This is a genomic window from Vibrio sp. PNB23_22_6, from assembly GCF_052877535.1.
In genome coordinates this window covers 95144-119113 of record NZ_JBNFXP010000006.1, presented here as the reverse complement: position 1 = coordinate 119113, position 23970 = coordinate 95144, and the positions used below count along the sequence as shown (strand labels likewise).

The following is a 23970-nucleotide window of genomic DNA, read 5'->3' as shown; positions in this document are numbered from 1 at the left end:
TAGATTAAGGGTGTTGATTATACTGTTTCTACCTTCACGCGGAAGAACATCGCATAAAACAACGGGATAACGACCAGTGTCAGAATGGTAGCGAAGAGCAGACCAAACATGATGGTCACTGCCATACTCTTAAAGAACGGGTCAATTAGAAGCGGAGCTACGCCCAATATCGTCGTAAACGCACCCAATAGTACGGGACGGGCACGGCTCAAGGCAGCATCGATAATGGCGCTATAAGGCGTTTTGCCTTCGCGAATTTCCACATCCGCTTGGTCCACCAATACAATTGCGTTTTTCACCATCATACCAATCAGGCTTAAGAAACCGAGGATGGCCATAAATTCAAACGGCGTCTGGAAAATCACCAAGCCGACGGTCACCCCGACAATGGCTAATGGTGCGGTCAGCCAAATCACCAATGGCTGGCGCAGTGCGTTGAACATAAAGATCACCGAGAGAATCATTGCAGCAAAACCATACGGCGCAGAAATCACCAGACCTTCATTAGCATCTTTTGACGCTTTATACTCGCCGTACCACTTCAGCTCATATCCGGCTGGCAGTTCAATCGCTTCGATCTGGCTACGAACTTGATTAAATGCATCCGCAGTCAGCACACCCGGCGCAGGATCGGCCTGAACCAAGATAGTTGGCATGCGGTCAATACGGCGCAAGATCGCATCCTGATACACCACATCAACAGAGTCCACCACCTGACTCACTGGAATAAAAGCACCTGCCGTCGGGCTGAACACTTCGGTATTTTCAATCGCGCGCTGGTGATTACGTTCGCTTTCTGGCGCGCGCACCACGATCGGGATCAGATCATCACCTTCGCGATACACACCAACATTGCGCCCCGTTAGGGTTTGTGCAATCGATTGGTTGATTTCCTGCGTTGTCAGGCCATAGCGCTGCGCTTCTTCTGCCGAATAAACCGGGCGAAGCACAGGCACCTGCTGACGCCAGTCATCCTGAACAGCAATTAAATTACTATCTGCCAGCATGATGGCTTTCGCTTGCTCAGCAAGTTGGCGCAACACAGCACTGTCTGGGCCTTTGAAACCGGCTTCAATCTTTTTACCGCCGCCGCGACCTAGCATGAATTTCCACACTTTAATCGACGCATCCGGATATTTTGCTTCCAACTCACCTTGCAGTTCCCCTAGCAGCGGTGCAATTTTGGTATAATCGTCAATATCAATCAGCAGCTGACCATAGCTCGGGTTACGGGCTTCTGGCGCATACGTCAGCATAAAACGCAAACCGCCACCACCAATAAAACTGGTGATACTGGTAACGCCCTCTTTCGCTTTCACATCTTGCTCAATGTTGGCGATCAATGCTTCAGTACGTTTAATGTCTGAACCTTGTGGTAAGTACACATCCACCACAAATTGTGGTCGTTGAGACTCTGGCATAAAGCCCGGCGGAACAAACTTCACGCCCCAGATAGCAGCAGCCATCATACCCAGCAATAATGCGCAGCTGATGATGCGATATTTCAGTACCCAGGTTAGCAGCGCTTTGTAACCACTTATCATACGACCTGGCTTCTGATCGGCGTTAACCGCCTTCACCTTCAAGAAGTCATGGCACAGCATTGGGGTTACCGTTACTGCAAATACCCAGCTCAGGAACATTGAGTAGAGAATTACCCAAAACAGTGAGCCCGCGTATTCACCCATGTCAGAAGGAGAAAGACCAATGGCACTAAACGCACAGATGCCGACCACTGTACCGCCGAGCAATGGCCATTTAGTGGCATTCACCACATCGGAAACCACTTCTTTTCGGTCTGCATTCGGATCTTGTTGAAGTCGAACCAATATGCCGTCCGTCACAACAATCGCATTATCCACTAGCATGCCAAGCGCAATGATCAACGCTCCCAAAGAGATACGCTGCATGGCAATGTCTTCAATCAGCATGATGCACAGTGTTCCAGCCACCGTTAGCAACAACACAAAGCCGATGATCACGCCGGAACGTACCCCCATAAACAGCAGTAGTACTACGAAAACAATCGCTACAGCAGCAATAAGGTTATCGATAAAATTGGCCACGGAAGCGCGCACGGAATCCGACTGCATGGAGATGATGTTCAGTTCCATGCCAAGTGGACGCTGGTTTTCCAGTTCAGCCAAACGTACTTTTACCGCGTCACCCATATCAACAACGTTACCACCAGATACGTTGGAGATACCAAAACCAATCGCACGCTCGCCATTGTAGCGCATCAGCATTGTGGCTGGCGTTTTGTAGCCGCGAGTGATGTCAGCGATGTCACCTAAGCGAAGCACAGTATTATTGCTGCCCACGCCGACTTGCAGATTTTTTAGGTCGGCAACAGAATCAATATTCGAGCTCGGAATAACCGGAATTCGCATGGCATCCGTTTCGATGCTGCCAGCCACGGTGACCAAGTTTTGCTTTTGCAGTACTTGGAACACTTTTTCCGCAGACATACCAAACTCAGCCAGACGTTCGCTGGAAATTTCAACAAAGATGGTCTCTTGCTGCTCTGCCAGCGTCGCGGTTTTGGCAACGCCAGGCACCAAGACGATTTCACGGCGTAGTGAATCCACATAGTCTTGCAGCTGTTTGTCGCTGTAGCCTTCACCCGTTACGGCAAAGAACAGCGCATAAACATCGGCAAAGTCATCATTGACGATAGACGGGCCAGCCCCCGGTGGTAACTGACGCTGAGCATCGGTCACTTTACGGCGGAGCTTATCCCACACCTGTTGCAGCTCTGCCGTACTGCCGGCGAACTCCAACTTGATCTCAACCGTCACTTCCGACATGCCTTGCATCGAGACGGATTTCACTTCTTTGACTTCCTGCAAAGACTGAACCGCCCCTTCGATCACATCGGTCACCTCGTCTGACACTTCCTGCGCAGTGGCACCAGAATAAGGCGTCACAATCACCGCCTGACGAATGACAAATTCCGGGTCTTCAAAGCGCCCGAGTTTGAGGTAGCTAATATAGCCACCAATCAGCGTTAGCGCGATCAGCACCCACACACTGGTGCGCTTGGCTATGGTATAACGTGCAATGTCCATCATTACGCTCCAGTGCGGTCATCAGTGTAAGGGCGTACTTCCATGCCCTCTCTCACACTAGAAACGCCTGCAATGATCACTCTTTCACCTTTTGACAGGTGGTCTGTCACTATGATGCGATCCTTGTTAAGTGCACCGATCTGGACGTAACGTTTTTGCGCTTTGTTCTCACTATTTACCACCCACACAAATTGTTTGCCTTGGTTATCTGGCACAATCGCGGTCAGTGGAAGCGTGATTTGTTGCTTCTGAGCCTCGTTCCTGTTGCTCACAGGGATCACTTTTACTGCCATGCCCGGCAATACATGAAACCCATTTAGTTGTTCAAAGCCAAGAACGACTGGATACGTTTGCGAAACCTGGTCTGGTACGGTTGCAAAGGTACGAAGCGTGAGTGGGAATGTTTGCCCAGGAATGGAAGAGATCTCTGCCATTGCACGTGTGTTGTCGTTACCCGTTAGCATCACTTTATGAGGAATGTGGATCACGACTTCCAAATCGTTGAGATCATGGACAGTCAGTATTGGCGCGTTCGCTTGCACTTGCACATGATTATCAACCAGTTTGCGTCCCACAATGCCATCAAAAGGGGCATAGATCTGCGTGTACTCAAGCTGACGCTTCGCATCATCAACTCGGTTGCGCGCCAAATTGTAACGTGTGGTGATCGCATCAAGATCGGCTCTTGAAATGGCTTGGCTCTTTTTAAATACCACTTGAGCACGCTCATATTCTAGCGTGGTATTTTCAAGCTCAAGTTGGGCTGACGCCAACGCATTTTTCGCATCTCTCGCATCTAAAGAAGCGAGTAACTGGCCTTTTTTCACCTCATCACCTTCCTTCACCTCGATATTGGTCAATCGACCACCGATTTGGAAAGCGAGATCTGCACGCTCAGCCGCACGTACAATGCCGTTAAAGCTTAAATCTGCAGAGTGTTGGGTTTGTACAACTTCGGTAAGTGCCGGCTTAATCATCGGGGCGACCAAAGACTGTGTGGCCTCACTGCCACAGCCGCTAAGGCTAAGAGATGACACGAGCAGCGCAGAAATTGCACTCAATTTAAGTATCTTGTGGCCAACTTCAACTACGACCATATTTGCTTCACTCCAAAAACGTGACCGACTATTTGAGCGGTGCACTGTTAAGTAATAATTACGTACAAAAGCAAAAGTAAACTTTGGAGTTTATTTTAAAGGTAATTACGTTAACGGTAAACTCAAAAGTTTACCAACTTATTTTTGTTTGCTAGATTGTGAACGTCTAAGAAAGGAGAACTCCATGACACGCGTAGAAAAAAAACGCCTAGCGATCATCACCGCCGCGAAGGAAGAGTTCATTCAGCACGGCTTTACTGGAGCAAACATGGATCGTGTGTGTGCATTGGCCGAGGTCTCTAAGCGCACTTTATATCGTCACTTTGAAAGCAAAGAAGTGCTTTTTGAATGGGTACTTAGCGTGATTAAATCTTCTATCGGTGAGACACACGATTACCCATTTGATGGTGATAAAAGCATCCAAGAACAGCTAACGACCATTACCCATAAAGAAGTCGAGATACTTTACAAAAATTATGGTATACCTTTTACCCGTGTGGTTGTGATCGAGTTTTTGCGCGAACCAGAAATGGCTCAACAGATCATTTCTAAGCTTTATCACTCTAAAGCACTAACAACGTGGTTTGAGCTGGCGCAGCAAGCCGGTGCAATTCGAAACATCAATATTGATTTACTTTCCGACACCTATACGAGCATTTTTAACGGGCTGTTCTTATGGCCACTCGTATTCAATATGCAACCTATGCCAACTGAAACAGAGCTCGATCAGAAGATTTCGCATTTGGTTTTCGTGATATCAAGTACCTGCGAAGCATCGGCTCAACAATAAGAAACGCCCTATCAGAAAACAGATTCTTCAAATAACTGAGACACCTGCTGGATCAGTGCATCAATCTGGTCCAACGCGACATTGCCATAACCCAACACGGCTCCATGCCAATCACGCGTCTGAAAATCAGGATGCTCATAATAACTCATTGGGCGGAGCACGATACCTAGAGCTTCGGCCCGCTTTGTCCATTCATGTTCATCGATTCCCTGTTGCCATTTTAGTGTCATTAGCCCAGCAGCTTGGCTAATGACACTCACTCTGGCTGGCAAATATTTCTCGATAGCCAAGCTCATCTGCTCATGCTTTGTTTTGTATAAGCGGCGCATCTTACGAATATGACGAAGCAAGCCTCCTTCCGTGATGAATTCCGCTAACGCTTCTTGAGTATGCGTTGGCGAATCACCACATAGCGCATCCTTAACCACAAGTCTATCTTCGACTAAAGACTCCGGCACAACGAGATAGCCTAACCGCAAGCCGTTAAACATCACTTTATTGAGCGAATTGCACTAGGCAGAACGCAGGAAATTCGCTTGAGTAATGAGAAAGAGCTCAAAGCGACCATGCTACTTCGCATCCCACTGACCGAAGCCTCTGTGAAAATCAGTCACTTTGGCGTGAGTGATGAGGCTCAAGATATGGATATTCCCGTTTGGGCAGGTGTTTTGCCTTATCGAACAGTGGTAGGGCCGCTTCAAGCTTGTGAGGATCTTTATGAAGGGATTGAAGAGCCTGACTACCGTAGTGCCTACCCGAATTGCTGGCAAAAATAGGAGCCGATGCCCCTGCTACTTCGTTCTATTAGCTCAACATTCAAAACGCAGTGAATACTCTTTTGGCGTCACGCCGCGGTGCTTTTTAAACATTCGATTGAAACTGGCCACATTGCTGTATCCAAGCATTTGAGAGATAGCTGGCACACTGTTGCCCTTTCTTAATTGCTCTGCTGCGACGTTGCTTAATACATACCCTGAAACGGTCGAAAAATTTAGCCCAAGCTTGTGCAATCGACGCTGAAACTGCTGCTCTGAAAGCCCAAATAGCATCGATACTTGCTCTAATGTGGGTAACCCGTAATGGCGGCTATAATTCACCACTTCATAAATGATTTTAAGCTCATCCTCTGGGTCCGGCATGTTGAGCAGATCATCTAAATCGGAAAAACTCATCGCAAGGCGGCTCTCTTGACGATGCGTCACCTGCTTTGAAGCAAGACGATCGTCACTATGAATCCAGATCTCCGTTCTAGGTTGACTCCACATCACCTCACACCCAAAGTACGCTTTGTATAGTGCGTGGTTCTTTCTTGAGCCCGAAATCATCACTCGCAATGGTGCATAATCTTGGCCGAGAAACGCCCGCAATACCTTTATCATAAAAGTGGCGCAGCGGATGCTATCATGCACTTTGCCCGATGCATCGACAAAAGGATTGTGATAAGTCCATTTAACGATATTCCCAGATTGCGCCCCGGCAAAAAACGCACCGGATTGCAAATTACTCACCCCATAATTCACTCGGCGAATCGTGCTGGATAAATCGTTCCCCGAAAACAGCCAGCGCCCTATAGGCCCGAGTGTTTGAAGATCGACCTCCCGACTTAAATTTAATATCACATCAGCGTCACCACTCCGTGATTCTAGGTTTCGATACCACTCATTGACAGCAGGGATCGGAATCAAAGTCATTGGGTTATGAAAAACAGAAGCCGGGATCCCAAGGTCATCTGACTGCAATTTATACTTAAATAACGCGAGGTTATGAATATTTAGGATGCCCATTGCGCGAATAAACCGAACCGTTTCCACTACTAATCACATCAAATATAGCCGACAATTGATTGAATCTGTCATAAATGGCCATCCTTTTCAATAGGTAAACACAATATACCCCATATATCTTAGAGGAGTAGTTAATGAGTTTACTCAGTGTCCCATTTGTCGGAACAGGCGCAGACACCGCTTTGCATGTTGTTGCGGCCGTCGTATTAATCGCCAGTGTTGCTGGTGCGTGTTACGGCTTTTGGAAAATCCATGAATTACCAATCAATAAAGCACATAGTAAAGATCACCATCAGATAGGGCTCATCACCGCCCTCACCTGGATAGGGTTCGTCTGGCACTGGGTTTGGGTGCTCGCGGTGATCTTTGCCTTCGTTGATATGGAAAAAGCCATTCTCAATCTGCGTGATACATGGAGAAGTAAACCGCAATCAGAAACACTGCCACAAGAGGAGGCATAATGTTAGAAGGTTTAGCGGTTTGGGCACTGTTTATCTACTTGCTTCGCCTTGTTGGCATGCCTTGGAACAAAGCAACGAAGTCATTTGCTTACCTTGGTGGGGTCGGTTGGTTGATGTTTGTGTGGGTAGGTTTGATCAACTTTACGCCAATGGATCTCTCTGGTGGTTCTGTGGTGCAGTCTCCTCATATTCAACTTCGCCCCGATTCAACCAACGTCAGAGGCAAAGTCGACCACATTTATATCAAGCCTAACCAACAAGTTGCGCAAGGTCAGCTCATCTACGAACTCGACCCTACGCAATATGAAATCGCATTTAATCAAGCGAAAGTCTCTGCCGATGTGGCAGAAGTCGCGCTTGAAACGGCACAAGGCGATATTTCGATTGAAGAAGCGAATCACGAAGCGCTGGTGCAAGACCTTGAAACATCAAAAAGCCAGTTAGCTGCAGCGCAAGTTGATTTCAAATTGCAAAAGAAGATGTTAGACCGTTACGTTGAACAAAACCGCGTGGTGCAAAACACCATTACGGAAAGTGACATCGACAAACAATCGAGCGCAGTGGACATGGCGCGCCACAATGTGTTGACACTTGAGTCACAAATCAAGAAGAAGCAAGTGGATATCTCACGGGCAAAACTTGCTATTGATAAAGCCGAACTTGCGGTCGAAACCAAACGTGCAGAACTTCGCCAAGCACAAGAGAAAATCGCCAAAGCGCAGTGGGATCTCAACAGCACAAAAGTGCACGCCCCTGCCGATGGGTTTGTCACCAACTTTATTTTACGAGAAGGCCAGCGTGTCTCAGTCGCGCCTCGTATCAATATGTACACCAACGAAAAGTACGTACTGATGCGCGTGAACCACCAAGCCATTCGCAATATCAAACCGGGTCAACCGGCTGAGTTCGCCTCATCGGTATATCCTGGTAAGATCTTCGCCGCAACGGTTGAGGGTATCGTTGAAGCAACCGGTGAATCACAAGGCAACCTGTTAGGCTTAGACGATTCGGTAAGAGCAACAACGGGTAAAAACTTACAGAATAAACATCACTTTGTTCGCCTAAAAATTGATGAACCTGAAGGCTATGACATTCCAGTTGGTTCTGTTGGTCTTGCGTGGGTAAGCGGTGAAAAGCCAATTGGTTTCCTTGCCTTCCTAGATGCAATTCGGGGCATTATCATCCGAATGAAGTCTCAGTTGTACTTCTTCTACTCTATCTAAACGCCCAAACCGCCAGTTTCGCTGGCGGTTTTCTTGTCATTTGTATCCAAGCACGTACTGTCCCCGTATAACAAATAGTTAGTAAATATTGGAGCAGATTCATGTCGCCAAAGGAAAGAAGCCTACCTACCCATCGTATATCAAGATTTGGCAAATTCGCCTCGCTTGCGACCCGTGTTGCTGGCAACGTGATTGCAGAAGGCACCAAGCAAATCGCAAAGGGCAACAGACCCAAAGCGAAAGATCTTTTGCTGACACCACAGAACATCGCACGCTTAACAGACCAACTCGCTCACCTGCGCGGTGCAGCCATGAAGCTTGGTCAAATGCTCTCAATGGATGCCGGTGATGTCTTGGAGCCTGAATTAGCGGACATCCTTTCTCGACTTCGCTCTAATGCCGACCCAATGCCAGCCAAACAACTGAACGGTGTGATGGAAAGCTCGTTGGGGGTCAATTGGAAAGACGATTTTCTCTCTTTTAACTTCAAACCCATTGCCAGCGCCTCGATCGGACAAGTACACCAAGCTTACAGCGATGCAGGTGACAACCTAGCAGTCAAAGTGCAATATCCTGGAATAAGAAAAAGCATCGATAGTGACGTAAACAATGTGGGGACACTGCTTAAAGTGGTTGGATTGATTCCAGAGTCTGTCGATTACAAAGGATTGCTCGAGGAAGCGAAAAAACAACTGCATGATGAAGCCGATTACGACCGCGAAGCACAGTTTGCCATTCGCTATCATGAGGCTTTGAAAAAGGCCCCTCATTTTGTGGTGCCGAAAATACACACTAAAAGCTGTTCCGACTCCGTGCTCAGCATGGAGTTCATTGATGGCTGTCCGATTGAGCAAATCGAACATTATGACCAAAATACGCGAGATTTTGTCATACACAGTCTGCTCGAATTGCTGTTCCGAGAGTTGTTCGAATTCAAGATGGTACAAACCGACCCCAATTTTGCCAACTATTTGTATATTGAGAGTACCCACCAAATCGGCTTGCTGGATTTCGGCGCGACTCGTGAGTACAGCGAACGTTTTAGTACCGGCTATCTCCAAGCCTTCGCGTCGGTCGTGAACAATGACGAACAAGGCTTGAATGATGCACTGGAGCAAATAGGATTCTTCAGCCAATCCATCTTGCCTGCTCAGCGTAAAGCCATTCTCGATCTGGTCAAAATGGCGTGCGAACCAATGTTGGTTGATGAACCTTATGATTTCAAAGCCAGTGGATTGGCACAAAAGCTCCGCGAAGCAGGCACCATTTTAAGCATGGAACAAGATTACTGGCACACACCACCAGCCGATGCCCTTTTCCTGCATCGAAAAATCGGCGGAATGTACTTCCTTGCCGCTCGTGTTGGTGCAAAAGTGAACGTTCACCATCTGGTTCTGCCATATCTCAGTTAACTCACCCTTTAGGGTGTTGTTTTTCTGCTACTTTCGCGTAACTTTGACAGCAGTTTATCAACCTACTGTCGGGGTTCTCAGTGAGCAAGTTTCAAGACCTCTCAACTTTAATAGAACAGATTGTCAAAGCGGACGAAGCGGATCAAATCACCGCACTGAATGATTCCATCGAATACGGCTTAGAACCAGGCTCCGTCGCATTGATTCTGGAAGCTTTTCCCATTGATGATCGTGTCCGTTTGTGGCGAGCACTGCCGTTAGAGTTTCACATCGATGTGTTGACCGAAATGCGTGCCGATGTGCGTTTTTCTATCATTAATGCTTTATCTGAGGTCGAACTAAAACTCACCCTTGCAAAACTAGATAATCTCTCACTGATCGAATGGGCTGACTCACTCCCTGAAGAGATCATCAATGAAGCATTGTCTCTCATCGAGAAAGACGAGCTCGAGCTATACGATCAGGCGAATGAATACGAAGAAGATGAACTCGGCCGCTGGGCTGAGCGTAAGATCATTACACTTCCATTCAACATTACGGTAGAAAAAGCACGTATGCTGATGGCTCGCTACAGCTATGACGCACCACAACATGTGTATTTAATTAACCGCTGCAAACAGTTTCGTGGTGTCGTGAACTATCACGAGTTACTGCGAGGTGAAAGCGACATTCGACTAAATACGCTCGCGATTGAAACCGTCACTGTGCTCGACAGTAAAATGAAATTACCAGAAGCCGTAGAAGCATTAGAGCACAGTGCGCTCTCAGCACTTCCCGTCACCGATGCAGACCAAACCTTAATTGGCGAAGCGGATTGGCAATTTGCACTCAGTACTCAGCGAGAGATTTACGAAGCTCGTTTGATGGCGGGTACAGGTATGGATGAAGGTGATGACTTATTCGCCCCTGTCATGAAAAGCTCTCAAAAACGTGGGGTTTGGCTTGGGATCAACCTCATCACCGCTATTTTCGCTTCGGTAACCATTGGTCTGTTTGAAGATGTCATTGCTCAAGTAGTCGCGTTAGCCGTTTTGATGCCGATTGTCGCATCGATGGGTGGTATTGCAGGTAGCCAAACACTGACTCTGATGATTCGTGCGATGGCGCTCAATCAGATCACACCTGGTAACCGTTTTGCTTTATTGAAAAATGAACTGGGCATCGGCTCTTTAAACGGACTATTGTGGGCACTAATCATTGGTGGTTTAGCAGGACTTTGGTTTCAATCTACCGTATTAGGTGCAACCATTGCACTGGCCATCATCGTTAATATCATCACGGCAGCGTTGTTTGGCGTACTTATACCAATAGCTTTAGATAAGTTGAAGCTTGACCCCGCGTTAGCAGGTTCGGTCATTTTAACGACCGTCACTGATGTGGTTGGCTTCTTTGCCTTCTTGGGTACTGCGAGCTTAGTCATGTTATAAAATTAGCACCGTCATCTAACTGATTAATAAAGACTAGTAATACCAGCAAAGCGATTTATTCATATTATTTAAGGTAAAATGCACATGAACTGCTATGCTTATAGTGACCCTTTTTAAGCCGAGGGTCACCTAGCCAACTGACGTTGTTCGTGAACTCGACTTGTTCACGCATACATAGGCCAATCGCTTTGCTGCGGTTGGCTTTTTTTTTACCCCCCCACTATTCTTTCCTTACGTACTTAACCGGCTTGCACCACGCCACACACAAAATCATTTCATCCTTCATTGGCCACCTACGGTTAAGATAACCATAAAAAATAAACACTCCAGACCAAAAATGCCAACTAATCATCATAACCACAACCAAATTTGACAGATTGCGTTCAAATAATGAACACAACAAAAATAAACACCAAGGAAACGTTTGCTTTTTCATTCATAAAGGGACGACAGCAACAGACTTAAGAAAGAAACCATCAAATTCAAACAGGACATAACATTAACGGAAATAATACCGATTTCATTACACTTTCAGTAAAATGCAGAGGCCATTAACAAACATTTTTCACTCTAAAAATAAATTACAAGCCACTGATTTAAAACCAAAAAACAACAAAAAAACCTCAAACAAACGTTTTAATAACAAAAAACACATTGACTATGGAATTTACATCACGATAATACGCGCCGTTTACCCAGAATTTGGGTTCGATAATTCATTTTATTTTTCTTTGCGGAGGTAAAAATGGCTGCAGACAATAACTACAGTCTTGGACCAGTTCCTAACAGTGCCAGAAAGGGGGTCGCTTCATTAACCATGGTAATGTTAGGACTCACTTTCTTCTCCGCGAGTATGTGGACGGGCGGTTCGCTCGGTACTGGCCTTTCTTTTGATGATTTCCTCCTCGCTGTTCTCATTGGTAACCTAATTCTCGGCATCTACACTTCTTTCCTTGGTTACATCGGCGCTTCTACTGGTCTTTCTACTCACCTTCTTGCTCGTTTCTCTTTTGGCTCTAAAGGCTCTTGGCTTCCTTCCGCACTGCTTGGTGGTACACAAGTTGGCTGGTTCGGTGTTGGCGTGGCAATGTTTGCCATTCCGGTTCACAAGGCGACAGGCATTGACACTAACTCCCTCATCATTCTCTCTGGTCTCTTAATGACCGCGACCGTTTACTTTGGTATCTCTGCACTGATGATTCTATCGGCGATTGCTGTTCCTGCCATTGCACTACTTGGCGGCTACTCCGTGATCGAAGCGATAAACAGCATCGGTGGTATCGCTGAGTTACAAAATGTACAACCAGTTGAGCCCCTTGATTTCTCAGTCGCATTGGCAATGGTAGTTGGTTCATTCATTAGTGCGGGTACATTAACGGCGGACTTCGTCCGTTTCGGTAAAAACCCAAAAGGCGCCGTCATGGTGACCATGATTGCCTTCTTTATTGGTAACTCACTCATGTTTGTCTTTGGCGCTGCTGGTGCAGCGGTAACCGGTCAGTCTGACATTTCCGAAGTGATGATCGCGCAAGGTTTATTGATCCCTGCCATTATCGTTCTAGGCTTGAACATTTGGACAACCAATGACAATGCGCTTTACGCATCCGGTCTTGGCTTCTCCAACATCACTGGTTTACCAAGTAAATACATTTCCATGGCTAATGGCGTGGTAGGAACACTTTGCGCACTTTGGCTCTACAATAACTTTGTTGGCTGGTTAACGTTCCTATCGCTTGCTATTCCACCAATTGGCGGCGTTATCATCGCGGATTTCCTAGTAAACCGTAAACGTTATAAAAATTTCGACGCGGCGGAGTTCCAAACTGTTAACTGGGCTGGCATTATCGCCGTTGCCATTGGTGTAGCAGCGGGTCACTTCCTTCCAGGTGTGGTTCCTGTTAACGCGGTACTAGGCGGCGCAATCAGCTACCTGACTCTTAATCCCATTCTTAATAAAAAGACACTGGCTGAACAGCCAGCGTAAGGAACCAGCATGACAACACTATTGATCAAGAACGCTACGCTAAAGGGACAGGAAGGTCTCCAGCAAATACTGATTGAGGATGGTCAATTCAAGCGTATTGAAAACAATAATGTAGAGCTAAATTACTCAGGTGACGTACTCGATGCCGAGGGCGGCATGGCTGTCGCACCTTTTTGTGAGCCGCACATTCACTTAGATACAACCCAGACTGCTGGTGAACCGAGTTGGAACATCTCTGGTACACTGTTCGAAGGGATCGAGCGCTGGGCTGAACGCAAAGAAATGCTGTCGATTGAAGACGTCAAAGCACGTGCAAAGCAAACACTAAAATGGCAAATCGCCAATGGGGTTCAGCACGTGCGTACTCACGTTGACGTTTCTGACCCTACCCTTATCGCACTAAAAGCGATGGTGGAAGTGCGTGAAGAGATGAAAGAGTGGGTCGACATTCAAATCGTTGCTTTCCCACAAGAAGGCATCTTATCTTACCCTAACGGTAAAGAGTTGCTTGAAGAAGCCGTTCAACTGGGGGCAGACGTTATCGGTGCAATCCCACACTTCGAGTTCACTCGTGAATACGGTATTGAATCCCTACACTATGTGTTCGAACTGGCACAAAAATATGACCGCCTGATCGACGTACACTGTGATGAAATCGACGACGAACAATCTCGCTTTGTTGAAACACTGGCAGCATTAGCGCACAAATTCAATATGGGCCACAAGGTAACAGCAAGCCATACGACGGCAATGGGCTCTTACAACGGCGCCTATGCCTCTCGCCTATTCCGCCTACTGCGCATGTCTGGTATCAACTTCGTTGCAAACCCATTGGTGAACATTCACCTACAAGGTCGCTTTGACGACTACCCGAAACGCCGTGGTGTAACACGCGTTAAAGAGATGCTGAATGCCAACATCAACGTATGTTTTGGTCATGATGATGTGTTTGATCCTTGGTACCCACTAGGTACAGCGAATATGTTGCAAGTTCTGCACATGGGTCTGCATGTGTGCCAAGTGATGGGTTACGATCAAATCAATAACTCACTGGATCTGATCAGCACCAATTCAGCCCGTACGCTGAACATTCAAGACAAGCACGGTATTGAAGAAGGCAAACCTGGTAACCTACTGATCCTTCCTGCTGAAAACGGTTTTGATGCAGTACGCCGCCAAGTGCCAGTGCGTTACTCCGTTCGTCACGGTAACGTGATTGCGGAAACTCAACCAGCGACAACACACATTCATCTTGGTGAACAAGAACAAGTAACGTTTAAACGTTAATAGCCACTCTGAATAAAAAAGAACAAGGGGCTGATACTATCAGACCCTTGTTTTATTTTTTCATTCGTTGCGTAAGCTTTTGCTGACAACTAATGATGTTTCTCAACATGGAAGGAGAACGGCCTAAATAGACGATCTTGCCCTCTTCATCCACAATCGCGGGCTCCACTTTTAAGCCTTTCATATCTGCACCGCCTTCCACTAGCTTACGCTCTAATTCATATAAATCCTGCATTTCTTGGATTCATTTTATAATTGTCGATTTCGCGTGAATCCTATCCCTCTCACCTAGAATGAATTTTGACTGAAAAAAAAATAGCCATCCATTATACGTCTATTTTCATTATTTATAAAAACAACAAGATGAACGTAATCCAAACATATTTTCTATAAAATTTGTTGCCGGTCTCAGCAATATCACCCTAAACGCGGACCACAATATACCTCAAGCTTACTTAATGACGGACTAGGTAAAAAAGAAGGTGCTGATTTAGCGATAGAATTGCCTGCTTCTTATTTGCATGATTGCTTCACCTACCCTAAAGATCACCCAGACCGAAAGCAAAGTTCCACAATGGTGGCGAAGAAAGCCATCTCGTTTTTAGAAAAGATTAACTATCCATAACAATACCATGATGCGGTTACTCATGCGATTGAAGCGCAAGGCGCTTCCCTGATTGTGGCAAACCATGTCAGTTACGTAGACGCGCTTATCTTAATGGGCACATCGACCCGCCCGATGCGATTTGTGATGGATAAATCAATCAGTGAACTGCCCGTTCTTAAGTACGTTTTCCGTCATGCTGGCGTCATCCCAATCTGTTCACCACGCAAATGCGCAGAGATATACGAAAGTGCTTTCGAGAAAGTCGAGCAAGCGCTTAATAACGATGAAGTGGTTAGTATCTTCCCAGAAGGTCGATTAACGTCAAATGGTGAACTGGGTGAATTCAGACCTGATGTTGAGAAGCTCCTAAGCCGAACACCTGTTCCTGTGACTACAATGGCGTTAAAAGGCTTATGGGGATCGTTCTTCAGCCACAAAGATGGACACGCACTAACTAAGCATCCACTCGATTCTGGTCTCGAATTGAAGTCAGTATTGGTGAATTACTGCAACCGGCAACGCTAAATCGCCATTTGTTACAAAATGAAGTGCAAGATTTGCTCATTCGCCGACAGTAGTTCAGTGCAGAATTTAGTAGGATAAAGTCAACGTCACAAATCTAGGAGGTGTTATGAAAATCATCATCTTACATGGTCTTTATATGCATGGGCTCGTCATGCAGCCTCTTAGCCAACAACTGCGTAAGTTTGGCTACGAAACAAAGGTGTTAAGTTACAACACCGTATCAATTAATGAAGAATCACTGTTTGACTCTATTGATCATGCACTTAATCCTTTCGCTGCTAACGTATTGGTGGGCCATAGTTTGGGGGGGCTGATGATTAAACGCTACCTCGCAAACAGGCAGCCAACTACTAGCTTGATTTCGCATGTCGTCGCGATTGGTTCTCCGCTGAAAGGGGCGTCCATCGTAACTCGCATTCAGGATCTTGGTTTTGGTGTCATGTTGGGTAATTCGCCTCATCATGGCCTCAATATGCATGAAGATGTTTGGGCTTTCCCGCAAAAGCTCGGCAGCATCGCTGGCACCATGCCGATTGGCGCACGACAAATCCTGATGCACAAAGACCACACACTCTCTGATGGAACCGTCACCGTAGAAGAAACTCGACTAGATGGCATGCAGGATCATATCGAAACAAAGCAAACCCATACCAGCCTAATCTATAACACCTTTGTGCCAGAACAGATCGATCATTTTATTCGTACCGATCATTTCAATCGATAGCACACTTTTCCATCAAATAGTTACCTTCGACTTTTCAATTCTTAGTGTACGCAGTACTATCTCTACTCCGACCGCTCATGCTGAGTCGTCGGAGTTTTATTTCCGACTAAACAATAATGTTAAGTTCGGACTCAATGTTCTCAGGGCGGGGCGAAATTCCCCACCGGCGGTATACTCTTTTGAGTGAGCCCGCGAGCGCTCGATTTATCGAGGTCAGCAGATCTGGTGAAATGCCAGAGCCGACGGTTATAGTCCGGATGAAAGAGAATAAGAATACACCAGCATATTTACTCAATGTATTTATCAAATTATTGAGAAGTTCTGGTGCGTTTCTTTTTGATCGCGTTTTTTGTTAAGTGCGGGTTTATGCCATTCATTAGCGCGTAAACTTGTGGTTATAATGATGAACACAACGATCTCTCATACCGCCCTGATTCTGGTGATATTTAGGAGTTAACCATGAATCAGTCATCACTACTTGCCGAATTTGGCAACCCAATCACACGTGTTGAAAACGCACTTATCGCTCTCAAAGAAGGCCGTGGCGTGCTTCTTCTTGATGATGAAGATCGTGAAAACGAAGGCGACATTATCTATTCAGTTGAGCACCTAACAAACGAGCAAATGGCACTGATGATCCGCGAATGCAGCGGCATTGTTTGTTTATGCCTGACCGATGCTCAAGCAGACAAACTTGAACTTCCACCAATGGTTGTGAACAACAACAGCGCAAACCAAACCGCTTTCACTGTTTCAATCGAAGCGAAGCAAGGCGTAACAACGGGTGTTTCTGCGGCCGACCGCGTGACAACCATCAAAACCGCAGCGAATCCAAATGCAAAGCCAGACGACTTGGCTCGCCCAGGTCACATATTCCCACTTCGCGCTCGCCCTGGTGGTGTAATGACTCGCCGTGGTCATACCGAAGGTACGGTTGATCTCATGCAGATGGCGGGACTACAACCTGCAGGTGTACTGTGTGAAGTCACAAACCCAGACGGCACAATGGCAAAAACGCCGGAAATCGTCGCATTTGGCCGCCTTCATAACATGCCTGTACTGACTATCGAAGACATGGTCGCGTACCGTAATCAGTTCGATTTGAAACTCGCATAAGCACTTAGCTATCAAACTGTTCTAAGCCGCATACTCGTGCGGCTTTTCTACCCGTCGCTCTATCCTACCGTCCAACGTTTCACTTTATGCATACTCATTTGGCTTAAAGGGGCTGAATTCCGAGCATTGGCACGTCTGCAAGCCAAGTCGTTCTCACTTAGGTTACTTGGTTAGATAAGTACTACGCTTACTAATGCCACCGAACAATAACGATAAGGAAGACTGCTATGGCGACGACACGTTCTACCATGTTACAGCTGGGATATTTAGGCCTCATTCCTTTTCTGTTTAGCTTAGTACTCATCCTTACTGACACCGTATTGTTTGACTTAAACGGCCAGCAATTTTTCATCACATACAGCGCCGTTATTTTGAGCTTTTTGTCTGGCAATTTATGGGGCAACGGCATCGACCATTATTACCATCGCCTTAGTCGTAATGCATTGATACTCAGTAACCTATTCGTCTTGCTCGCTTGGGCCGCCCTATTGCAAAGCAACAAGAATCACATGGTGGCAACGCTACTCTTAGCCATTGGTTATGTCGCAGTTTGGTACGCAGAAAAACTAATAAGAAAAGTAGAGAAAGAAGTAGAGCCAAAAGGCTATCAACTAATGAGAGGAAAGCTCACTGCTGGCGTTGTGTTAATGCATGGTCTGGTATTAATTACATAAAAATGACGACCTCCGAGGTCGCCATTTTTGATTTTGCGTCAATGCTTACAGGGTAAGTAAGTAGTTCACCAACTCATTGTACTCATCGTAACTGCGGATCTCGTTCGCAAGCACAATGTACTTGTTATTCACTAATACACCAGGTACCCCTGTCAGAGTACTCTCTTCAAATTTCTTATCGAACTGCTTTTGCATCGAGTTTACAGCAAAGCTATTGTATGCCGCGTCAAACTTCTTCGCATCCACACCATTATCGACAAAGATCTGCTTTAGTTCGACTTCATCGCGTGGGGCTTGGCGCATTTGGTGGATCTGCGCGAACATAACCGGAACCATGCTTTTCTCAACACCTAACGACACCATCGTTGCATATGATTTTGCCATTGGCACCACCATATCACTGCCCATAAAGGCAACGTGAACTTTCTCAAAGCTTGCGTCTTCTGGTAGTGCTGATTTTAAGTTCTCCACCACTGCTTCGAATTTATAACAGTGTGGGCAGTAAAATGAGAAAAACTCCGTAACGGTGGGTTTGCTGGCTTTTGCCACATCCAAGACTTTGTAATGCTTACCTTCTTCAAATTGCGCAGCGTGAGTGGTAAATGTCAGTAAAAGAGTGCTGCATAGCGCGAGTAGTTTTTTCATGTTTGATTCCTTCTGACACACGAGTGCCATATTCACTAATTAATAAGAATCCAGCGGTACTGGAGAATGATGAATGTGGGAATCAAACAATTGGAGGGCGGTAAGTTTTATAAACCACGGCCACGGCTTTCGGCGTTGATGATTTATCGATAAGAGCAAGCTGGTGGGGCAGCAGCATCAAGTCATCATGCAACAAGTTGATAGGCATTTTAACGATACATAAAGAACTGCAGCTTGTATGAGCTTGCTGTCCTTTCTCCATCAGGTGGTCACTGTGATGCGATTCAACCCAATCGCTTTTGTTCACCCTCTGGTGCTGCTGAAGATCAAATTGTTGCTCTTGAGCACACAGTGCCTCTATCTGCACCTTCGCCGCACGCACACTAGAGGCAAAACCCGTTAGCAGCATGGCTAGCAGGCAAAGCATCGTCGTCGTGAATGTGCGGTTAAAACTCAACATACAACATCTTCAAAATACGGTGAGTCTTCATCATACAGAAACCGTTCTTGCTTACAAGTGAGACACTCCACAACCCATACAGAAAACGTATTCATCCGTAGTCTCCATCGAATACCGTTCGATAAGGCTTGAAATTCCTGTGAAGCCTGAGTAATAGTTAGAACGGTTTTTGAACAAACAAGGAAGAGTTAATGCTTAAAAAGAGATTCTTTAAAACGAAAGATGAAGTCGAAGTCACGTTCGAGCTAGACAAAAATCAGTGGCAATCGATTCAAATTGCAGGCGATTTTAATAACTGGCAACCAGAACCCATGAAACTCGTAAAGAAAAGTGGTCAGTTTAAATTTAAGACACGCTTGCCGAAGGAGAAAAATATTGAATTCCGTTACCTGTTTGATGACGAAGAATGGGAGAACGACCCATACGCCGATGCTTATGTGCCTAACGGCTTTGGTAGTGACAACAGTGTCGTCTGTACCGCGGCGGAATCTTCATAACATTTCATTCAACCTTCTACAGGCGCATTCGTGCGCCTTTTTTATGTCTATTATAAAGCAAGGTAATTCGCTATTGTTTCCAGCCAACAACAGTGTTTTAGCTAAAGTGATATATATCAACAAATGTCATTTCCTTAATATTACCCACATTGCAGCGAAACAACTGCTTTCAAACAAAGCGATTTTCAAGCAAGAATAAAAAGGAAACAAAAGATGAAAAAACTGATCGTAATTACGGGCGCAAGCTCAGGTATTGGTGAAGCTATCGCACGTCGCTTAAGCGATGAAGGCCACCCTCTTCTTCTTCTGGCTCGCCGCGTAGAACGTTTGGAAGCACTGAACTTACCAAATACACTCTGTGAGAAAGTAGACGTAACAGACAAATCTTCTTTTGAAGCCGCTATTGCGAAAGCAGAAGAGAAATTTGGACCAGCAGATGCGTTGGTGAACAACGCCGGTGTAATGTTACTTGGTCAAATTGATGCTCAGGATGCTTCAGAATGGAAGCGCATGTTTGATGTGAATGTGCTTGGCCTGTTAAACGGCATGCAATCGGTTCTTGCTCCGATGAAAGCCCGCAATAGCGGTACGATTATCAATATCAGCTCTATCGCAGGTAAGAAAACCTTCCCAGATCACGCGGCATACTGTGGTACTAAGTTCGCGGTGCACGCTATCTCCGAAAACGTGCGTGAAGAAGTGGCGGCGTCTAACGTTCGTGTTACCACTATCGCACCGGGTGCTGTAGAAACGGAACTGCTTTCTCACACTACGTCTCAAGACATCAAAGATGGTTACGATGCATGGAAAGTAGACATGGGCGGCGTACTTGCTGCTGATGACATTGCTCGTGCCGTTGTGTTTGCTTACCAACAACCACAGAACGTCTGTATCCGTGAAATCGCATTGGCACCGACTAAACAACAGCCATAGTTTCACATCGCGGCCCCTGCCAACGGGCCGCTTGTCTACTCTCATTCTCGCGTCTCTGGCATTATGTTTACACTGATTAAAAATCAGCCACACTAGCTACAATCTTGACTCATGAGCTATAAACTGTCTCAACTGCATAAAATTCGTGCTTTTCCCCTGCAAATTTCACAAATATTTCACGCTCTACCCGTTACTCGTCTATTTGCAATTTAATGCCTTTTCATTTTTGGGGGCTTTGTCCCTCGAAGCCCCCGCTTTTTTAAATGGGGGGGAGGTTAAAGGCAACACTACTTTCGTTTCCCATCACCGTGACCTACACTGCACTTTTGGTATGAAGATCATGCTCTCATGATCACTACTACGGCATACGTTCTCATCCTCAGATGGCAGCACGCCTAGCATGCTCCCCTAGTTCCATCATTTTGCTTAGGTTTTCCGTCTGAGCCCAAGTGAATGCAAGCATAAAAATAAGATTGACTAAAAAATCAACAAAATAAAAGCTAGTAAGCATTACAAACAAAAGAATAAGGAAGTCATTCTGTCATGCTGCCTACAAAACCGATATTACGCTCGCTACTCACCACCGCCTGGACTCTGCCTTTGATGCTGAGTGCTTTTTCCGCTTTCGGTGCCGATAAGGTTTACCGACTTAAACTCGCAGAAACTTGGGGACCAAATACCCCGATTCTCGGCGATGCCAGCAAAAATATGGCGAAATTAGCCGAAGAGATGTCCAATGGACGCTTGGTGATTCGTATTGATTCCGCTAACAAGCACAAAGCGCCATTAGGTATTTTTGATATGGTCAAATCAGGCCAATACGATCTGGGTCACTCAAGCTCGTATTACTGGAAAGGAAAAGTGCCCAATACCCTCTATTTCTCTTCTATGCCCTTTGGCATGATTTCGACCGAGCAATACGCTTGGTTCTACCGAGGCGGAGGCATGGAGTTGATGGAAAAGGTCTACGCCCCGCACAACTTACTGTCGTTTCCTGGTGGTAACTCAGATATCCAAATGGGAGGATGGTTTAAGAAAGAGATCCACTCTCTCGATGATTTGCAAGGCTTGAAGATCCGCATTCCGGGCTTTGCTGGGGAGGTAATGGCAAAGGTTGGCGCAAAACCGACCAATATCGCACCCGGTGAACTTTACACATCGCTAGAACGAGGAACGATAGACGCGTTAGAGTGGGTTGGTCCCGCTTTTGACTTAAGAATGGGGTTCCAAAAAATTGCGCCTTACTATTACACCGCGTGGCATGAACCTGGATCTGAAACCCAGTTCCTCGTAAATAAGAAAACATGGGAAACACTGCCCGCTGATTTACGCTCAATTCTGGAAACTGCGTTCCGCGTGGCTGCCTTTGATATGTATACCCAAGCAGTCGATGCTAACGCAAATAGCTGGGCAACAATGAGTGCAGAGTACCCTGATATTAAAGTCCGAGACTTCCCACCAGAAGTACTGCAAGCGATGCAAAAAGCGACCGAGGATCTGCTCCAAGAACAAGCCAGTAATGATCCTTTAACCAAAGAGATTATTGAGTCGCAGCAACAGTATTTAACCAAAGTACGGGCTTGGACAAATATGTCTTCCAAGGCGTACCTTGACGCAAGTCAGCAATAATATTGATCATGCACTTGAAAAAGGGCTAACAAACTAGCCCTTTCACTGTCTGCCTTTTCCTACTGGTAAGCAGTCAGATAATCTTCTACCTGCGCACGATACTCTGTTTTTAATCCATCGCTGATGAAACTTGCATTGATGGCGTTAATAGTGAACTGAGCCAACTCCTGTTTGCTCATCGAGTGAGCGTTACTCACCGCTAAGAAATTGTCTGTCATATAGCCGCCAAAGTAAGCGGGGTCATCTGAATTGATCGTGACTGCCACACCTTTACGAAGTAGCTCGACGATATTATGCTGCGCCATGTTATCAAACACGCACAATTTAATATTGGAAAGTGGGCACACCGTTAATGGCATTTTGCTCTCAATCAATCTTTCTACCAAAGACGCATCTTCTACGCAGCGAACACCATGATCGACACGGTTAACGCCAAGCATTTCTATCGCATCAATAATGTTCTGCGCTGGCCCTTCTTCCCCTGCGTGCGCAACGGTTAGTAAACCCGCCACTTTGGCTTGCTGGAACACATGCTTAAACTTCTCTGGAGGGTGCCCCTGCTCAGAAGAATCCAACCCCACACCAATAATTTTATCTTGATGATTCAGGACGGATTGCAACGTTTCAAAGGCGCTTTCTTCTGAAAGGTGGCGCAAGAAGCACGCGATGATCTGCGAAGTGATACCAAGCTTATCGTGACCGTCTTGCATGGCTCGGTATATGCCATTAATAACAGTATCAAAATCAATGCCTCGGTCGGTATGCGTTTGCGGGTCAAAGAAGATCTCGGTATGGATGACATTGTCCGCTTTACATCGTTCTAAATATGCCCAAGTGAGATCATAAAAATCTTGTTCGGTTCGCAGCGCGTTCGCGCCTTGATAATAGATATCGAGGAAAGACTGTAAATCCTCAAATTCGTAAGCGCGGCGTAATGTCTCTGGAGAGTCATATGGAATGTCGATGTTGTTTCGTTTTGCAAGTTCAAACAGCAGCTCCGGTTCTAACGAACCTTCAATGTGTAAGTGCAGCTCTACTTTTGGAAGCCCTTGAATAAATGCATTCATATTCCACCTATTTAGTTATGTTTTGTGGATGCAATTACTCTAAGAATAGATAGTGATTGGAAAAAATCGAACGCCATTACAAAGAGTAAGATCCACTGTGACCTCAACTCTTCGTAATCAGCACTTTGCGGGAACTGGTAGAGATCCCCAATCCATATTATTGGGGTTATACGAAGCAAACCTGCGCTATTTTACGTGATAAAAGATGAATCTCAAATCGATGATTGTTCAATAGCCATACGCAAACTCCAAAAAAACGCTTCTCCCTCCCTTACACATGCATTAAACGCATAACCTATTCCACTTTTTGTCATTTGCGTCATTACTGGTTTATCACTACACTTCGCGCTCATTTTTTTACGTGAGCGCACAATGCATGCTTTTTTCTCAATCCATTTTCGCTCAGGTGCTGAGGATATCGGTCATGTTGTGCTTGTCATTAATCATTGTCCATAACTCTCCTAAGTTATTGGAAATTCTGGCAGCACAAGCCATTAACAGTGGCTGTCACCAAACTACAGGTGACAATAAAGAACACTCTCATCACCACCATCATTAAT

Annotated in this window: 21 protein-coding genes, 4 pseudogenes and 2 riboswitches; of the genes and pseudogenes, 17 read left to right on the top strand and 8 right to left on the bottom strand. The window is 45.9% G+C overall.

Features of this window, described 5'->3' with window-relative positions; translation table 11 throughout:
* Positions 1-17: 17 nt before the first annotated feature.
* Both ACVA54_RS07285 and ACVA54_RS07280 read right to left on the bottom strand, forming a co-directional pair.
* Positions 18-3068, bottom strand: a complete 3051-nt coding sequence (locus ACVA54_RS07285) for an efflux RND transporter permease subunit (RefSeq protein ID WP_446649505.1) — start codon at positions 3066-3068, stop codon at positions 18-20.
* Between the two features lie 2 nt (positions 3069-3070).
* Positions 3071-4165: an efflux RND transporter periplasmic adaptor subunit gene (locus ACVA54_RS07280; protein WP_446649494.1), complete on the bottom strand. Its 1095-nt coding sequence runs from the start codon at positions 4163-4165 to the stop codon at positions 3071-3073.
* Between the two features lie 184 nt (positions 4166-4349).
* On the opposite strand from ACVA54_RS07280, the gene ACVA54_RS07275 reads away from it, so the two are divergent.
* A complete protein-coding gene (locus tag ACVA54_RS07275) occupies positions 4350-4955 on the top strand; it encodes a TetR/AcrR family transcriptional regulator (protein ID WP_446649493.1) in 606 nt (201 codons plus the stop codon).
* Positions 4956-4966: 11 nt separating this feature from the next.
* On the opposite strand, the pseudogene ACVA54_RS07270 reads toward ACVA54_RS07275, so the two are convergent.
* Positions 4967-5461, bottom strand: a pseudogene (locus ACVA54_RS07270) (aminotransferase class I/II-fold pyridoxal phosphate-dependent enzyme); the annotation flags it as partial.
* Here ACVA54_RS07270 and ACVA54_RS07265 point away from each other — a divergent pair.
* Positions 5444-5731, top strand: a pseudogene (locus tag ACVA54_RS07265) (pyridoxamine 5'-phosphate oxidase family protein); the annotation flags it as partial. The pseudogenes ACVA54_RS07270 and ACVA54_RS07265 overlap by 18 nt on opposite strands.
* A 33-nt stretch (positions 5732-5764) precedes the next feature.
* Here the strand turns inward: ACVA54_RS07265 and ACVA54_RS07260 are convergent.
* Positions 5765-6766 carry an AraC family transcriptional regulator ligand-binding domain-containing protein gene (locus ACVA54_RS07260; protein ID WP_446579395.1) on the bottom strand — a complete coding sequence of 334 codons (1002 nt, stop codon included), beginning with the start codon at positions 6764-6766 and terminating at the stop codon, positions 5765-5767.
* 107 nt (positions 6767-6873) lie between these two features.
* Here ACVA54_RS07260 and ACVA54_RS07255 point away from each other — a divergent pair, with 107 nt between their 5' ends.
* From ACVA54_RS07255 to ACVA54_RS07230, 6 genes are all read left to right on the top strand, one after another.
* The gene (locus ACVA54_RS07255) at positions 6874-7200 is read left to right on the top strand and encodes an MFS transporter (RefSeq protein ID WP_099079079.1); all 327 of its coding nucleotides are present in this window, start codon (positions 6874-6876) and stop codon (positions 7198-7200) included.
* Complete coding sequence (locus ACVA54_RS07250) at positions 7200-8423, top strand: HlyD family secretion protein (protein WP_446645705.1); 1224 nt, start codon at positions 7200-7202, stop codon at positions 8421-8423. Before ACVA54_RS07255 ends, ACVA54_RS07250 begins: the two co-directional genes overlap by 1 nt.
* Positions 8424-8524: 101 nt before the next feature.
* On the top strand, positions 8525-9835 hold the full coding sequence (locus ACVA54_RS07245) for an ABC1 kinase family protein (RefSeq protein ID WP_099079081.1): 1311 nt from the start codon (positions 8525-8527) through the stop codon (positions 9833-9835).
* Positions 9836-9915: 80 nt separating this feature from the next.
* Positions 9916-11262, top strand: coding sequence for a magnesium transporter (locus ACVA54_RS07240; RefSeq protein ID WP_119464383.1), 1347 nt, complete (start codon positions 9916-9918; stop codon positions 11260-11262).
* Positions 11263-12007: 745 nt separating this feature from the next.
* A complete protein-coding gene (codB, locus tag ACVA54_RS07235) occupies positions 12008-13246 on the top strand; it encodes a cytosine permease (protein WP_099079084.1) in 1239 nt (412 codons plus the stop codon).
* A 9-nt stretch (positions 13247-13255) separates the two neighbouring features.
* Positions 13256-14533, top strand: coding sequence for a cytosine deaminase (locus ACVA54_RS07230; RefSeq protein ID WP_446596427.1), 1278 nt, complete (start codon positions 13256-13258; stop codon positions 14531-14533).
* A gap of 52 nt (positions 14534-14585) precedes the next feature.
* On the opposite strand, the gene ACVA54_RS07225 is transcribed toward ACVA54_RS07230, so the two are convergent.
* Positions 14586-14768 carry a hypothetical protein gene (locus tag ACVA54_RS07225; RefSeq protein WP_099079086.1) on the bottom strand — a complete coding sequence of 61 codons (183 nt, stop codon included), beginning with the start codon at positions 14766-14768 and terminating at the stop codon, positions 14586-14588.
* Positions 14769-14999: 231 nt separating this feature from the next.
* Between ACVA54_RS07225 and ACVA54_RS07220 the strand changes: the two are divergent.
* From ACVA54_RS07220 to ACVA54_RS07200, 5 genes and pseudogenes are all read left to right on the top strand, one after another.
* Positions 15000-15155: pseudogene (locus ACVA54_RS07220) on the top strand (HD domain-containing protein); the annotation flags it as partial.
* Positions 15156-15185: 30 nt separating this feature from the next.
* Positions 15186-15718 (top strand): annotated as a pseudogene (locus ACVA54_RS07215) (1-acyl-sn-glycerol-3-phosphate acyltransferase); the annotation flags it as partial.
* A 53-nt stretch (positions 15719-15771) separates the two neighbouring features.
* Positions 15772-16389, top strand: a complete 618-nt coding sequence (locus ACVA54_RS07210; RefSeq protein ID WP_099079087.1) for a cobinamide adenolsyltransferase — start codon at positions 15772-15774, stop codon at positions 16387-16389.
* Between the two features lie 132 nt (positions 16390-16521).
* A riboswitch (FMN riboswitch) is annotated at positions 16522-16662 on the top strand.
* Between the two features lie 186 nt (positions 16663-16848).
* Positions 16849-17505, top strand: a complete 657-nt coding sequence (gene ribB, locus ACVA54_RS07205) for a 3,4-dihydroxy-2-butanone-4-phosphate synthase (protein WP_099079088.1) — start codon at positions 16849-16851, stop codon at positions 17503-17505.
* 227 nt (positions 17506-17732) lie between these two features.
* Entirely contained in the window at positions 17733-18179 is a 447-nt protein-coding gene (locus tag ACVA54_RS07200) for a DUF3429 domain-containing protein (RefSeq protein WP_099079089.1), read from the top strand.
* A 45-nt stretch (positions 18180-18224) separates the two neighbouring features.
* Here the strand turns inward: ACVA54_RS07200 and ACVA54_RS07195 are convergent, their stop codons facing one another.
* Positions 18225-18824: a thiol:disulfide interchange protein DsbA/DsbL gene (locus tag ACVA54_RS07195; RefSeq protein ID WP_446649492.1), complete on the bottom strand. Its 600-nt coding sequence runs from the start codon at positions 18822-18824 to the stop codon at positions 18225-18227.
* Between the two features lie 82 nt (positions 18825-18906).
* On the bottom strand, positions 18907-19284 hold the full coding sequence (locus ACVA54_RS07190; RefSeq protein ID WP_446649491.1) for a hypothetical protein: 378 nt from the start codon (positions 19282-19284) through the stop codon (positions 18907-18909).
* A 191-nt stretch (positions 19285-19475) separates the two neighbouring features.
* On the opposite strand from ACVA54_RS07190, the gene ACVA54_RS07185 reads away from it, so the two are divergent.
* From ACVA54_RS07185 to ACVA54_RS07175, 3 genes are all read left to right on the top strand, one after another.
* Positions 19476-19781 carry an isoamylase early set domain-containing protein gene (locus tag ACVA54_RS07185; protein WP_446596425.1) on the top strand — a complete coding sequence of 102 codons (306 nt, stop codon included), beginning with the start codon at positions 19476-19478 and terminating at the stop codon, positions 19779-19781.
* A gap of 213 nt (positions 19782-19994) precedes the next feature.
* A complete protein-coding gene (locus tag ACVA54_RS07180; protein WP_099079093.1) occupies positions 19995-20714 on the top strand; it encodes an SDR family oxidoreductase in 720 nt (239 codons plus the stop codon).
* A gap of 603 nt (positions 20715-21317) precedes the next feature.
* Positions 21318-22343, top strand: a complete 1026-nt coding sequence (locus ACVA54_RS07175; protein WP_259343776.1) for a TRAP transporter substrate-binding protein — start codon at positions 21318-21320, stop codon at positions 22341-22343.
* Between the two features lie 59 nt (positions 22344-22402).
* Here ACVA54_RS07175 and ACVA54_RS07170 read toward each other — a convergent pair whose 3' ends face one another.
* A complete protein-coding gene (locus ACVA54_RS07170) occupies positions 22403-23410 on the bottom strand; it encodes an adenosine deaminase (RefSeq protein WP_099080356.1) in 1008 nt (335 codons plus the stop codon).
* A gap of 94 nt (positions 23411-23504) precedes the next feature.
* Positions 23505-23604, bottom strand: a riboswitch (purine riboswitch).
* 182 nt (positions 23605-23786) lie between these two features.
* Here ACVA54_RS07170 and ACVA54_RS07165 point away from each other — a divergent pair.
* A complete protein-coding gene (locus ACVA54_RS07165) occupies positions 23787-23969 on the top strand; it encodes a hypothetical protein (RefSeq protein ID WP_310648447.1) in 183 nt (60 codons plus the stop codon).
* Position 23970: the final 1 nt, after the last annotated feature.

Coding starts and splice junctions, on each gene's coding strand:
- ACVA54_RS07285 (WP_446649505.1), bottom strand. CDS start 3,068: ATGGACATTGCACGTTATACCATAGCCAAGCGCACCAGTGTGTGGGTG.
- ACVA54_RS07280 (WP_446649494.1), bottom strand. CDS start 4,165: ATGGTCGTAGTTGAAGTTGGCCACAAGATACTTAAATTGAGTGCAATT.
- ACVA54_RS07275 (WP_446649493.1), top strand. CDS start 4,350: ATGACACGCGTAGAAAAAAAACGCCTAGCGATCATCACCGCCGCGAAG.
- ACVA54_RS07255 (WP_099079079.1), top strand. CDS start 6,874: ATGAGTTTACTCAGTGTCCCATTTGTCGGAACAGGCGCAGACACCGCT.
- ACVA54_RS07250 (WP_446645705.1), top strand. CDS start 7,200: ATGTTAGAAGGTTTAGCGGTTTGGGCACTGTTTATCTACTTGCTTCGC.
- ACVA54_RS07245 (WP_099079081.1), top strand. CDS start 8,525: ATGTCGCCAAAGGAAAGAAGCCTACCTACCCATCGTATATCAAGATTT.
- codB (WP_099079084.1), top strand. CDS start 12,008: ATGGCTGCAGACAATAACTACAGTCTTGGACCAGTTCCTAACAGTGCC.
- ACVA54_RS07230 (WP_446596427.1), top strand. CDS start 13,256: ATGACAACACTATTGATCAAGAACGCTACGCTAAAGGGACAGGAAGGT.
- ACVA54_RS07225 (WP_099079086.1), bottom strand. CDS start 14,768: ATGCAGGATTTATATGAATTAGAGCGTAAGCTAGTGGAAGGCGGTGCA.
- ACVA54_RS07210 (WP_099079087.1), top strand. CDS start 15,772: ATGAAAATCATCATCTTACATGGTCTTTATATGCATGGGCTCGTCATG.
- ribB (WP_099079088.1), top strand. CDS start 16,849: ATGAATCAGTCATCACTACTTGCCGAATTTGGCAACCCAATCACACGT.
- ACVA54_RS07200 (WP_099079089.1), top strand. CDS start 17,733: ATGGCGACGACACGTTCTACCATGTTACAGCTGGGATATTTAGGCCTC.
- ACVA54_RS07195 (WP_446649492.1), bottom strand. CDS start 18,824: ATGAAAAAACTACTCGCGCTATGCAGCACTCTTTTACTGACATTTACC.
- ACVA54_RS07190 (WP_446649491.1), bottom strand. CDS start 19,284: ATGTTGAGTTTTAACCGCACATTCACGACGACGATGCTTTGCCTGCTA.
- ACVA54_RS07185 (WP_446596425.1), top strand. CDS start 19,476: ATGCTTAAAAAGAGATTCTTTAAAACGAAAGATGAAGTCGAAGTCACG.
- ACVA54_RS07180 (WP_099079093.1), top strand. CDS start 19,995: ATGAAAAAACTGATCGTAATTACGGGCGCAAGCTCAGGTATTGGTGAA.
- ACVA54_RS07175 (WP_259343776.1), top strand. CDS start 21,318: ATGCTGAGTGCTTTTTCCGCTTTCGGTGCCGATAAGGTTTACCGACTT.
- ACVA54_RS07170 (WP_099080356.1), bottom strand. CDS start 23,410: ATGAATGCATTTATTCAAGGGCTTCCAAAAGTAGAGCTGCACTTACAC.
- ACVA54_RS07165 (WP_310648447.1), top strand. CDS start 23,787: ATGCTTTTTTCTCAATCCATTTTCGCTCAGGTGCTGAGGATATCGGTC.